General features: G+C 67.3%; 12 protein-coding genes. All 12 read left to right on the forward strand.

Annotation, left to right across the window (positions count from 1 at the left end):
• The first annotated feature begins 350 nt into the window (after nucleotides 1-350).
• Genes CYU59_RS00775 through CYU59_RS00830 form a run of 12 tightly spaced genes read left to right on the forward strand, consistent with a single transcriptional unit; the run spans nucleotide 351 to nucleotide 12,719 of the window.
• Nucleotides 351-554, forward strand: a complete 204-nt coding sequence (locus CYU59_RS00775; RefSeq protein WP_292974818.1) for a hypothetical protein — start codon at nucleotides 351-353, stop codon at nucleotides 552-554.
• On the forward strand, nucleotides 548-1,567 hold the full coding sequence (locus CYU59_RS00780) for a hypothetical protein (protein ID WP_292974819.1): 1,020 nt from the start codon (nucleotides 548-550) through the stop codon (nucleotides 1,565-1,567). Before CYU59_RS00775 ends, CYU59_RS00780 begins: the two co-directional genes overlap by 7 nt.
• Nucleotides 1,568-1,569: 2 nt before the next feature.
• A complete protein-coding gene (locus CYU59_RS00785; RefSeq protein WP_292974820.1) occupies nucleotides 1,570-1,887 on the forward strand; it encodes a hypothetical protein in 318 nt (105 codons plus the stop codon).
• 6 nt (nucleotides 1,888-1,893) lie between these two features.
• Nucleotides 1,894-2,391, forward strand: coding sequence for a hypothetical protein (locus CYU59_RS00790; protein WP_292974821.1), 498 nt, complete (start codon nucleotides 1,894-1,896; stop codon nucleotides 2,389-2,391).
• Between the two features lie 30 nt (nucleotides 2,392-2,421).
• On the forward strand, nucleotides 2,422-4,935 hold the full coding sequence (locus tag CYU59_RS00795) for an ATP-binding protein (protein ID WP_292974822.1): 2,514 nt from the start codon (nucleotides 2,422-2,424) through the stop codon (nucleotides 4,933-4,935).
• A gap of 13 nt (nucleotides 4,936-4,948) precedes the next feature.
• On the forward strand, nucleotides 4,949-6,754 hold the full coding sequence (locus tag CYU59_RS00800; protein ID WP_292974823.1) for a hypothetical protein: 1,806 nt from the start codon (nucleotides 4,949-4,951) through the stop codon (nucleotides 6,752-6,754).
• A gap of 24 nt (nucleotides 6,755-6,778) precedes the next feature.
• Complete coding sequence (locus CYU59_RS00805; RefSeq protein ID WP_292974824.1) at nucleotides 6,779-7,906, forward strand: NlpC/P60 family protein; 1,128 nt, start codon at nucleotides 6,779-6,781, stop codon at nucleotides 7,904-7,906.
• Nucleotides 7,907-7,921: 15 nt separating this feature from the next.
• Entirely contained in the window at nucleotides 7,922-8,533 is a 612-nt protein-coding gene (locus CYU59_RS00810) for a hypothetical protein (RefSeq protein WP_292974825.1), read from the forward strand.
• A complete protein-coding gene (locus CYU59_RS00815) occupies nucleotides 8,533-11,250 on the forward strand; it encodes an FtsK/SpoIIIE domain-containing protein (protein WP_292974826.1) in 2,718 nt (905 codons plus the stop codon). Before CYU59_RS00810 ends, CYU59_RS00815 begins: the two co-directional genes overlap by 1 nt.
• Nucleotides 11,251-11,288: 38 nt before the next feature.
• Nucleotides 11,289-11,678, forward strand: coding sequence for a hypothetical protein (locus CYU59_RS00820; protein WP_292974827.1), 390 nt, complete (start codon nucleotides 11,289-11,291; stop codon nucleotides 11,676-11,678).
• On the forward strand, nucleotides 11,671-11,868 hold the full coding sequence (locus CYU59_RS00825; RefSeq protein WP_292974828.1) for a hypothetical protein: 198 nt from the start codon (nucleotides 11,671-11,673) through the stop codon (nucleotides 11,866-11,868). The genes CYU59_RS00820 and CYU59_RS00825 overlap by 8 nt, the downstream gene beginning before the upstream one ends.
• The gene (locus CYU59_RS00830; protein ID WP_292974829.1) at nucleotides 11,865-12,719 is read left to right on the forward strand and encodes a hypothetical protein; all 855 of its coding nucleotides are present in this window, start codon (nucleotides 11,865-11,867) and stop codon (nucleotides 12,717-12,719) included. The genes CYU59_RS00825 and CYU59_RS00830 overlap by 4 nt, the downstream gene beginning before the upstream one ends.
• The last annotated feature ends 21 nt before the right edge of the window (nucleotides 12,720-12,740 follow it).

Raw genomic sequence — 12,740 nt, forward strand, 5'->3', positions numbered from 1 at the left:
GCGGCCGGTTCGGATGCCGGCTGTCGGATGAGGGCGTTGCGCTGGGCATTGCGATGCCGTGGCGGTGAGGTGCGGGATTCGGCGAGAAATCGCGTCGGCGCATATGCGGTGATGCGGTATGCGCATCGGTTGTCAAGCAAATGCGGATGGGGGAGGCGCTCGCCCTTAGCTTCCGCCTGGCGGCTTCAGCACGGCCGAGCGTATTCCCCCTGTCAAGCATTGGGCGAACATCGCGATGGCATACCCGCATATGCGTTATCAATTCGTTACATATGCGGATGTCGGGGAATCGGCGATTCACCCCGCATAGGGGGGTGTCCACAACGCCGTTTCCCCAGGAGGCCTGGCCGATGCCGCCCCAGCCGCTACGCCGTACCTACGCCGCAGTGCGCGCCTACTCCGATCAACTGCGCGAACTCATGGATCAGCTCGCCGCCGACCCCCTCGACGAGGCCAAGTCCGTGGCCGTGGTCGCTCACATCGTCAACAACCGGGGCATCGCGGCGCATCTGTTCGACGTCGTTGAAGACCACCGGTTGGGTGCCGCATGCTGACCCGAGCGTTCGGTCGGCTGACCGAAGACATCTTCCTCAAAGTCAGTGGCGGCGACGCCATCCGCGCCGACGAACTCCGCTCGCGCGCGACCGGCCTGTTTCTGAGCTTCGTGATGCTCAGCTACGTCCCACTCGTTGCGGCCGTTCCGCTGCTGGTGGTGAACCGGCCGGCGTCGGTTGATCAGACCGCCGCCGAGGATCAACTCACCGCAGTGTCGGCCTACGCAGTCCAGTACGTCGACGTCTACTTGAAAGACCCGTCCAACAGCGACGCGATCAAGGCGTTCTACACCGGAGAGGTACCGACCTCGGCCCTCGCGCCGGGGGGCCGTGCCCTGCGCGCCGCATCGTGTCTGCCGGGGGTGTTCAGCGACGGCTACCAGACCTACTCGGTGCTCGTCGACGCTGAAGTTCCCAAGGCCGCCCATGCCGCGGCGATGGTGGCGATGAAGTTGCAAGTCGACATCTCCGCCGACGCCGACAACCGGTTCCGCGCGTTCACCCTTCCGCATGCCCGCCCGGCGCGTAAGCCGGGTCGCAGTGTCGAGCTGGCCACACAGATGACGGTGTCCCCCGATCGGCCGGTGTTCATGACCGTCCGGGGATTCCTGGGAGCACTGCTGACACGGCAGGGTGATCTCGCACCGTTCGTCGCCGCCGGCTCCACGCTCACTCCCGAACCGGAGGGCCTGTACGCGACGTTGTCCGTGGAACGGGTCGCGGTCAATTCTGAGGCCGGCGCCGCCCAGGACGTACCCCAACACGCGGACGGACTTGAGGTGACCGCGCGCGCAATTGTGCAGACCGCCAGCGGGGTGTCGATGCCGATGGACTTTCCGCTCGTGATGTCGGTGGCCGGCGGTCACTGGCAGGTCGACCGGATCAACGACGCCCCGGGCATCGTGCCGCCTCCGCCCTCTGATTCCGCGCCCACGGATACGCCGTCGACGACGTCGTCACCGACCAGCTCTGTGTCGCACAACTACTCCAGCACCACAACGGAAGGAAATTGACAATGATCACCACACTGGCACCCTTGATGGCCGACCAGCTCGCCGCCGGCGGCGGCGCTCACGTCCGCGTCGTGGCGTCCCCAATCTGGGACATCGGCGCGGACCTCAAGAACCACGGCATCACCCTGGCGGTCTATCTGCTCATGGGTGGCACCGCGTTGGTCTCGGCGTTCGAGTTCTTCGTGACCAAGAACCGGACTGCCGCCTTGCGAGTCGCAGCGATTGGTGTCGTGCTGATGGGCATCGTCGGTGCCCTGCCGTCGCTGGGGGTGGTGTCCAAGGACACCCTCAACTCCGCGGTCCACGGCGGAACTCGCTGAGCCGCCATGTTTGTCGCGAAGTGGTACACCCGGGCCAGCCGTGTTCGCATCGTCATCGCCAAGTTCGACGGTCGCTGGACCATCCCCGGCGGGCCCTACCCGATTCCCGAACTGGTCGCCCTCGTCGGCGGGCTGCTGTGCACGCTGATGCTGCTCCCCCGGTTCGGTCATCCGTTTCTGACTCTGATCGTCGGCGTCGCAGGCACTGTCTGTGGAGTCGGCGCCATGCGTCTGATGCCGTACTCACCGGTCAGCTTCGGGACCCGCGTGCACCGCGTGATGCGGCTCTACACCAGCCCGATCAGCGCCACCGGCGCACTGGCCGGCGCCGCGGCCAACACCGTGTCCACGGTGCGGCCCGCCATCACCGTCCTCGAGGTCATCCCCGTCGCGGCGCCGGCGGGCCGGCATGCCCGCCATGCGGCTGCGCCTGTCGCGGCGCGCGGCGCCTGGGACGGGCTGTTCGAGCAGCCAGCCACCGCGGCCGCGGAACTCTTCGGCTGACCCCAACCACACCCTCTAGGAGAACCTGCGATGGCCAACGACCTCGACGCCAACTTGCAGCCCACCGTCTCGGTGATGGGCAACCTTCGCCGGATGCGCGACGGCGGGATCTGGGCGGACTATCAGATGACCGGCCTGGCGTACGGATACACCAGCGACGAAGTCAAATACGAGACGCTGATCCACCACAAGAACCTCATCCGGGCGCTGCCGAACAACTCGCTGATCGCCGGCGTGGTCGCGGCGATGAACCCCGACGAGATCATGGCCCGCGCGATCGCCGGTACCGATCTGCACGCCCACCCGCTGTGGCGCGAAGAGTGCGAAGGCAAGCACCGGTTCTTCAGCGAGGACGTCTTCGCCACCGAGCGGGTGTTCCTGCTGTCGTTCCCCGTGGTCAGCTCCGACAGAGTCAGCGACTTCACCGGAATGAGTGCGGGCAGCCGGCGCTCGGTGGAACGCAACCGCGTGGAGATGGGCCAGGCCGCCGGGTTGGCCGCCGAGATCGTCTCCAGGTTGCCGGGGGTGTTTAACTTCGCGCCGCTGACCGCGGCGCAGATGGTGTGGGGGTGGAACCACTCGCTGTCGCGCGGTGTGCCATGCGAGGTGTTTCCGCTGCCGATCGCCTCGAACGTGGCCTCCCCAGCGGGCGCGTTCGCCGCGGCGGAGTTCAACGAGGGCGAGCGGCGCGGTGAGCAGAAGCGGTGGCGGCCGAGCAGCTTTTCCCCGCTGGTGAAGATCACCCAACCCGGGCGGATCGGCGCCCCGGAATCGTGGCAGACCCTACTGGCGATCGAAGCGCTGCCTCTTGAAGGTCTGCAGTTCCCCGGATCGGAGTTCTTCACCATCGCCGATCGTGTCGACGGGTTCGACGTGGACTGGGCGGTGCGGGTGCACAAAACGGCCCGCGAACATGCGATCTCGCGCAACACCAAGAATCTGCGCCGACTCAACGAGCAGGTCGGTGAACGTGACAGCGAGGTGTCGTTCGCTCAGGACACCCTCAGCGAGCAGGTGATGCTGCTCGGTGAATACAACGGTCTGCTGGAAAGCAACGACGACGAGATCGAAGTCGCGTTGACCCCGATGTTCGCGGTCGCGGCCACCACGAAGGCGCGCTGCGAGGACGGCGCCCTGAAACTGGTCCAGGCGTTCGAACGCAACCGCATCAAAGTGGTAGCCCCACTGGGCGGTCAGCGGGAGCTGTGGGCGGCGATGAATCCCGGCGGCACCGGCCTGCGGGTCGTGACCGACTTCGCGCACGTGACGATGAGCGAATACGCCGCGGCGAGTGTGCCGTGCGCGACCGCCGCGGTCGGGGACCAAGCCGGACCGATCATCGCGCTGAACCTGTCCGGTCGGCGCAACCAGCCGGTGCACCTGGAGTGGTGGCGCGAGACCCTGAAAGACGCTTCCTCGGCGATCGCCATCGCTGGCGAGCTGGGCGCCGGCAAGACCTGGCTGATCATGTTCTTGCTGTTCTTGCTGCGCGACAACGGCGGTCAGTTCCTGGCCATCGACCGCACCGACTCAGGCGAATACGCCCGCCCTGCTGCGACTTTGGCCCGCCACGCCATCATCGACCTGATGCGGCCGCAGTGGTCGATGGATCCTCTGCGCACGTTCAACACCGATCTCGGTGTCGACGCGGCGGTGGAACTCCTGACACCGCTGTTCGAGTGCGAGGCGAACTCCCCCATGGGTATGACGTTGGGTGAAGTGCTGCGCCCCGAGTGGGGGGTCCGGTCGATCCCTGACCTGCTGGCGGTGCTGGAGCGCGGCGCGACCCAGGGGCATCTGCGTGACGGCAAGTCACTGCCGGCGGGCTGGGACGAGCTCTACCGCCACCTGGCCTATTGGTCGGGTCGCCGTTACGCTGCGGCCCTGTTCGACCCGAACCTTCCGGCGCTGGATCTGACCACCGACGGCATCGTGATCCGCACCAATCGGGTCGAGGTACCCACCGGTGAGGAGGCCGCCAGCGGAGAAGCGCTGAGCCCCAGCAAGGTGTTCGGCCGCGCCATCTACGGCCTGTCGATGGAAATGGGGCGCCAGGCATTCCAGCTCAATAAAGGCCGTCCGGCCGCGGTCGCACTCGATGAGGCCTACCACGTGACCTCGACGGCCACCGGCCTGGCCAGGACCGCGCGGCTCGCGCGTGACGGCCGCAAAGACAACATTTCGCTGATCTTGGGAAGCCACGACCCTGTCAGCGACTACCCGGCCGGCACCGCGCTGGATTTGATCCCGATGCGCATCGTGATGCGACACCGTGACGAAACCCTGGCGAGACGCTCCCTGAAATGGCTTGGGATTGATCCCGACGCCAACCCGCACATCCTGCGTGACCTGCGCACCAACACCTCCCCCAAGGGTGTCGACGGGAAGGTCATGTCCGGGCGCGAGGGCGAGGGCTACATGAAAGACGCCCGCGGCGCCATCGGCCGTATCAAAGTGCTGGGCCCGACGTCGCCGCACCGTCGTGAAGCCATGAGCACCACTCCCCCAGACCACGCCGCCGCCGGCGCCGTCGATGCCGCATAGACGAGGGACCGACGTGACCGCTATTGACGCCCCCGACGTTCAGGTGCAGGCCCGCCTGGATCGTCTCGCTGTCCGGGCCGCGTGGATTCGTGCGTGGACACCGGCGGTGCTGCTGCGGTGGTGCTGGCGGCACCGGCTGGCCGCGGTAGTCATCCTGGCCGGGTTCCTCGCGCTGATGATCGGGGCGGCGTACGCGATCGCCGACCCGGGCACCGGTGCTGACACCGGCGGCGGGGACGCGATGATCGCGTGGCAGGGAATCAAGGATTCCGACGGAGTGCCGGTCGCCAAATACACGCTCACCCTCAACCAGGGCGGCTGGGATGCCCCGATCTACGCCGCGTGGGCCACCATCGACTCGGCGGGATACGAGATCTACCTCGGGATCACCTCGACAGCGTTATGGCTCATCCGCTTCGTCATGACCTTCGAATGGCTCGGGCTGTTCACCGGACCGTTCAAAGCGATCGGGCGCGGTGTGGACGACGCCATGGACCAATTCGGTTTGGCCCCTATGGCTTTGGCCGTGCTGGCGATCATCGCCGTGGCGACCACGCTGGCTGGTCGCACCGCCAAAGCGGTGTCCAACCTCGCTATGGGGCTGATCATGGTGGGGTTGGCTGCCACCATCTTCGCCCACCCGCTCGGCGAGCTCGTCGGCCCGGACGGGCTGCTGGCCAAAGGACGCGACACCGGACTGCAGATCGCGACCTCGGTGTCCGATCACGAGATGTCTAGCAGAGGCGGATCGGCCAACGTCGACACCATGGTCGAGCGTCTGGCCGACCGGTTCCTGCGCAAGCCGACTCAGATGATCAACTTCGGTGAAGTCAGCGACTCCGTGTCACGCAAGTGCCGCGAGGCATGGAGTCGAGGCGTCAAACAAGGCCACGACGACAAACTCAAAGACGACATCGCCGGCTGCGACAAGGACAAAGGCCCAGCGATGCACCAGAAGTCGATGGGCAGCCCCGCCGCGGTGATCGTTCCGCTGATCATGTGCGGGCTGCTGTCACTGGTGCTGGTGGCCTTCGCCTGCTACTTCGTGTGGCACGTCGTACGCGCCGCGGTGCAGGCCATGCTGTATGCGGCGCTGGCGCCCCCGGCGTTCGCGATAGGCGTCATTCCCGGTGGGGCGCAAACGTTTGCGTGGAAAACGATCCTGGACGCGGCGATGGCGTTCACCGCGATGATCATCTACACCGTCGCCTTCGGCGGCTACAACGTGATCCTCGACCGGGTGTTCAAAGAGTCCAACGCCATCAAGGCGATCTTCTTGACCGCGCTGGTCCTCGCGTTCGGGTTCGCGTTCTTCTCCCCGCTGCGCCGCATCCTTGACCGCAGCCGCGACACCGTCGCCGCCCGCCTGTCCGGGGGATCCGCAGGCGGTTCTAACCGCACATGGTTGAACCGCGCCGCGGATGCCTCACGGGTCAAAAACGAAGTCGGACAGGCCTTCAAGCGCGGAAAGCGTGGGGGCGGACGTGACGCCGGCAAGATCGATTCGGAGTCTGAATCCTCAACGCGTGGCTCCGGTGCGACCACAGCCGCGACCCAACAGGCGCCAACGGTGTCCGGTTCGTCATCACCGCGGGCCGACGACTTCGTCGGCCAAGGCACCCCCGCAGGCTCCGGCGGCGGCGGCGGCGCCACCACCGGCAGTGGTGGCAGTCGGTCGACCGAAGCGACCGCGTCCTCGCCGGGCCACAACCGAGAACGGCTCGCCGAGGCGATCCGGCTCGCGCGCGCCGCCCGCGGCGGCGGCGGCGCGGCGTCGGCTCACGGATCAGGGCGCCACGCCTTGTCCGAGGCGGCCTGAGCGGCGGGCTGACTGGTGGAGCCGATGGAATGGATCACCGTCGGGCGGCTGGTGTGGGCGCACCGCCGCAAGCTGTACATGGCTGCGGCCGCCGTGATGGCCTTCGGTCTAGCGGCGGCGATGGTGTTGTTCTTGCTGCTGGGTGGCCCGGGCTCGCCGCCGGCGACGGCGGGAATGACCCAGCAGTGCCAGCAGCAGTTACAAGCCCAGGGCATCAGTGCCGACACCGGGGTGTCGTTTGGTCCGGGCCCGGTGAACAACGGGCGGGCCGTCATCGCCGCCGGTGTGCAGATGAAGATCCCCGAAAAGGGGATCATCATCGGGCTGGCAGTGGGCTTGGAGGAATCCGGGTTGCGCAACCTGGCCAACTCCAACGTGCCGGCATCCATGGCTATCGCCCACGAAGGGGTCGGCCACGACGGCCAATCCGTGGGCATCATGCAACAGCAGCCCTGGTGGGGAACGCTGCGCGATCTGATGACCCCCGGGGTCGCGGCCCAGAAGTTCTTTCGGGCCCTGCTCAAGGTCGGGGGTTGGCAGAACATGGCCCCGACCGTGGCCGCCCAAACGGTTCAGCAATCCCGGTTTCCTGACGCCTATGCCGCGTTCGTGGCCCAAGCCACCGTGTTCTACCGCCAACACGTCCATGAGGTGCTGGCCAGTTCCGGGCAGAGCACCCCGCCGCCGGCCGCTAGCGACGACAGCGGACGCGATGCCTGCGGCGTCGCGCGTTACGGCGGCCAACAGGCACCCACCAACCTGGGTCCCGGTACCGCTGCCGGGGTCGCCGCGGCCCGGGCCGCCGAAAAAGAACTCGGCCTGCCCTATGTGTGGGGCGGCGGCACGATCAACGGGCCCACCGGCGGCGGGTTCGACTGCTCGGGGTTGGTGCTGTTCGCGATCTACCAGGGATCCGGGCATCGAATTGTTCTGCCGCACTTGACCTATGACCAGGTCCACTACGGGCGCAGCGTGCCCCGCAACGCGGTGCAGCCCGGCGACATGCTGTTTTTGAACCCTGATTCACGCGGGCCAGGTCACGTCGCGCTGATCATCAACCCGACCACCATTATCGAGGCCCCCGACTTCGGCATCCCCGTCAAGTTGTCGCCGTTCCCGGCGCGCTTCGTGGCCATCAAACGAGTGTTGTAGAAGGAGATATCAGTTATGCCAACAGCATTGAGCACCTTTGCCCGTCGGGTACGACCGGTGCGGCGCCTGCCGTCCCGCGTCAAGGTGGGCATCGTGGTCGCGGTCGTCGCGGTGGCCGGCCTGGCGTGGGAGCATCACGGTCACAGCGAGAGGGCCGCTACGCCGGTCGCGCCGCCTTCGGCATCAGCGCCGGCGCCTGGTCCGGAGTCCACCAGCGGTGACTACGGCGATCAACCCAGCCAAGAGCAGCTGCCGCCGCCGACGGTGGCGCCGCAGGCGGCATCAATGGACGCCGCTCACGCTGTAGCGCAACGCTTTGCGAGTAATTTCGGCACGCCGAACAACAACCGAGACGACTGGTTGACTCGGATCGACGCCGATGTCTCGACGCAACTGCGCGAGCAGTATCAGCTCACCGATATCCGCAACGTGAACCAAGCCGCGGTGACCGGGCTGGTGGGCCCGCTGGATGTGCTGCCCGGGGCGGTGGCGTTTCGCGCCACCTACAGCGATGACTCGCAGATCCAGATGCACCTCGAGCTGTCGCTGGACGGCTGGAAAGTCGTCAACGTGGTGCCGGTGCGCGCCGGGTCGCTGGCCGCACCCGCTGCGCCGGAGGTGCGGTGATGGGCATCAGAGCCGGAGCCGGTCTGAAAAGTGAGGGCGCCAAGGCCGGCGCGGCGGGCCCGGCGCGGGCCTACGCCACCCACGGCGCCGAGCTCAACCGGCCGCCCGTCGCCGGCGAACGCAAGCATGCCGCCGAAGAAACATGGTGGATTCTGCTGGCAGGGGTCGGCCTGGCCGGGTTCTTCTGCTACACGCGGGTGTGGCCGGCGCTGCAGCATGTGTTGAACACGCCCTCGCCGGCGCGGGACTGGCTGCTGCCGAGCTCCCCGGATCCGCTGTACACCGTCGCCGGGGTCGGGGTGGGCTGGTTTTGGGTGCTGTTCATCGCCGCCCCGGTGATCGTTGCAGCGCTCGCGCTGCTGTGGTGGGCGATGCTGGCGTGGTCCAACCATCAGGCCCGCAGCGGTCACACCGGGCACCTACGGGCAGGCCAGGTGTGGGTCGGTGAGCAGTACCCGGTCGCCTCACTGGGGCTGGCCGGCCTCGCTGCGGACCTGGCAGCAAACGGAGCCCTGCTGCGGTGGTCAGGGTCTGCGGCGCAGACGGTGCCGGGCCGGCTGCTGGTCGTTGCGCTGTTGTGCGCCGGGGTTTTCGCGGTGTGGCAGCTCGCGCACTGGGCCTACGCGCGGGGCAAGATCACCGTCGCGATGAACCGAGTCACGTTCCTGGTGTCACCGACGCTGGGGTGGCCCGACCTTCGCGCCGGGAGGGTCACCGCGTCGCGCTGCCATGTGCCGCGAAAAGGCGCAGGGTTCGCGGGGATCGTCACGCTGCACTACAGCCAGCATCCCCGATCGGTCGGTGACGACATGACCGCCGAAGTGAGCGCTGTGCTGCTGGATGTGACCGGACAGAACTACGCCATCGAAAACCGGGTGCTGACAAGGACATTGGTAGCCACCCATCACGTTCCCGGCGAGGAGATTGAGACCGGTGATGACGCCGAGATCGTCCTGGCGCCGCTGGTGGCGTCCTGGTTCGACGCGGCCGCGCAGATCACCGCGGTAAGCGTCGATACGGCCCGCCCGGTCGTCGACGACACGCGCGGCGACATCGAGGCCGGCGGTGACCCCGCCGACGCCGACAACCAGGCCGCGTCTGCCACCACAGCCAATGATGTTGTGGCAGCTCGGATCAGAGAGTTCACCATCGGATTCGTCTACAACATCAAGGTCAGCTCGAACTATCGGCGCGGGATGATCGAAGGGATGGTCTCTGACGCGCTGGGCGGATCGTGGGAAGCCGAATGGTCCATGGCCTCGCGTCGGGTCCGGTTCGTGCGCTGCCCGGGCCTGCCGACCATGGTCGATCCGCCAATGGAGTTCCCCGAGGTGTCGCGGGCAAAGATCCGGGCGCTGTATGCCTCGACGACGATCCCGTTCGGTGTCGACGCCTACGGCAACGTCATCAGCTGGGACTTCAAAGCCTCCCCGCACATGTTGATCTGTGGGCAGACCTCCTCGGGTAAGACCTCAGCGCTGATGACGATCTCCACCCAGTGCGCGCGACGCGGGTACAACGTCGTGTGGGTCGACCCCAAGGGTTTCGACTCCCCGGGCATGCGGTCGTGGCCGAATGTGTCGCTGGTGACAGCGGGCACCAGTGAAGACGGCATGGTGGGTCATACCGCCGCGCTGCGGTTCATCGCCGACACCATGCAGGCCCGGCTGGATTCGGTGATGGTCAACCCCAACCGCGCCGACGATTTCGATCCGATTGTGGTCATCACCGACGAGTTCTCCAACCTGGTGGTCGCCCTGGGTGAGTTCTTCAAGAACTTCGGCGGCAAAGGTGTGCCCCCCACCACCAAGGACGTCGGCATCCTGCTGCGTACCGCGCGTGCGGTGGGCATCCATATGGCGATCGGTATTCAGCGTCCCGACACCTTGTTCATCGGTGGTGAAGCCCGTGACAACACCGCGTTGCGGGTGGCGATGGGGCGGCTGCGTTCCAAGGACGCCGCGATCATGATGTTCAACGACCCCGTGGCCGGGACCCGGGTGCAGCCCGGCATCAAAGGCCGCGGCACCGTGCAGTTGCCCGACGGGCGGTTCCGGGAGATGCAGGCGTTCTACACGCCGAAGATTCCGGCCACCGACCAACAGTGGGCGGCGCTGTCTGATCACGAGCGGGCCATCGTCGACGAGCTGCGCAACGTCGACAGCTTCTGGCCGCGGCGCGTGGTGGACAGCGCATTGCGCGGCTATGACCCCGACGATGAAGGCCAGGAGCCGATGACGTTCGCGCAGATCCGGCAGTCGCCCATCGTGTTGGCCGCGGATCGCCCCGACTTGGATCCGCTCAGCGAGCGTTACGTGCCTCCGGTGTCGCGGCACAAAGCGACTATGGACGACCAGGACGACGCTACGGGCGCCGCTGAAGGCGTTGCGCAGACTGGACCGGCGCCGTCGGCGGTGCAATTCGGCGGGCCAGTCGATGGGTTCGATGACGACTACCTGCCCGATATCGAGGACGAATACGGGCCGCCGATGTCGGTGCCGGCCAACGAAATCTCCCAGGGCGACCTGGTCGACGTTTCCATTGACGGTGTCATCGACTGGAAGTACGTTCACGCTGAGCCGTACCCCACCGACGATGTCGACGGTCACGACCGGCTGGTGATCCCGTACCGGGATCTCGACGACGGGCGCAACAACGCCGACATCGACGTCGACCTGTATGAGGTTATGCAGGTGCGCAAACTGCTTATGCAGTAACAATTTTCGGCCGGGCCGCGAAACTGGAGGGAGACCGGATGGCGTCGAAGAGGAAGGCCGGGCGCGCCGCCGCTGAAGCGGCCTACGCCGACCTGCTCAAAGAGAACACCAGCCTCGTCGGCGACGTCGGGGAAGCTTTCGATGACTTAGTCGCCAAGCTCGACGACGCAACCCACGCCCGCGACCGCTACGAGGACGCCCGCGCCGCCGCGGTGAAAGGCGGGGCGGTCACCAACGAGCAGCTCGAGCAGATGGGATACAAGAAGACCCCGAAGCTGCCCGCCCCGCCGCCGCGGGTCGCCGCTGGATCGCCAGGCGTCGCCGAGCAGGCGGCAAGTTCACTGTCCGAGGATGCCACCGGGGCCGAGCCGCGTGAGCCCGCGCTGGCCGCCGCCGGCACCCAATCAGAAAGCAACAGCCATGAGTAGCCCCATTGAGGCGTTGTGCGAGCAATCCCAAGAACAGCACCGCCGGTATCTGGATTTGTTCGGCACCAACCCGGTGCGCGGTGACGGCCTGCGGGAGGTGCGCGATCAATGCAGCGTGCTTGCCGAGCAGGCCCGCACGCTGCGCCAGAATGTGATCGACCTGGACTTCTCGACGGCGGTGACCGGGTGAGCGGCGGTCCTTTCGCGCAGGTCACCGGCCACGACCCGCTACCCCTCGACGGATTCGGGGGAGCCGCAGGTGACGGTGGAGCTGCCGCGGACAACAGCGCCCAAACCAACATCGCCGGCGCCAACGGAGTGGCCGGCAACGCCAACGCTGAGGCGCAGGAAATCGCGGCGGTGCCCAACCCGAACTCCCCGGAGGGCCAGGCGGCGATCTTGGCGATCATCGAGAAATACCAGGCAAAAAGCACCGGCACGGTCGAAGGGGCCGCCGCTGACGAGCAAGCCAACGGCGCAAAAGCCGCCGGCGACAGCAGCAGCGGGCACCACCACCACGGTGACGATGATGACGACGACGACTCCAAGAGCGGCGGCAGCGGCGGGCTGATGGACGTCCTCGGTCAGCTGCTGGGCGCAGGCGGATCCGGTCTCGGCGGTGGCGGAGGAAGCCCCTTCGGGGAAGGCGGATTCGGCTCCGGGATGGGCGCCGGCGCCAACCCCTTCGGCGACCCCTACGGCGCGCAAACCGCCGGGGCGGCGGCCCCGGCCGCCGACCCGTTCGCCACCACACCCGGGACGGCGCCTGCGCAAACCGCGGCCGCGACGACATCAGCGGATCCGTTCGCCTCCCCGCCGGCCGGCGCCACCAACGCCGAACCGGCCGCGAACAACAACGGCGCTTCCAACCCATTCGGGTCCGACGCCGGCGCGGGCACAGCGGGTGCCGCCGGATCCGGCAGCGGCGGCAAAGCCAAGAGCGGCGCCGGGTCCAGCGACGGCGGCGGGATAGACCCCGAGGCGTTCGGTGGCGGCGACGGCGGCGGTGTTCCCGCCGACCCCGCATCCGCCAACGGCTAAGCACCACAGGGACTTTCGTGG

This window comes from Mycobacterium sp., from assembly GCF_002863225.1.
In the GTDB taxonomy this organism is placed as follows: Bacteria; Actinomycetota; Actinomycetes; order Mycobacteriales; family Mycobacteriaceae; genus Mycobacterium.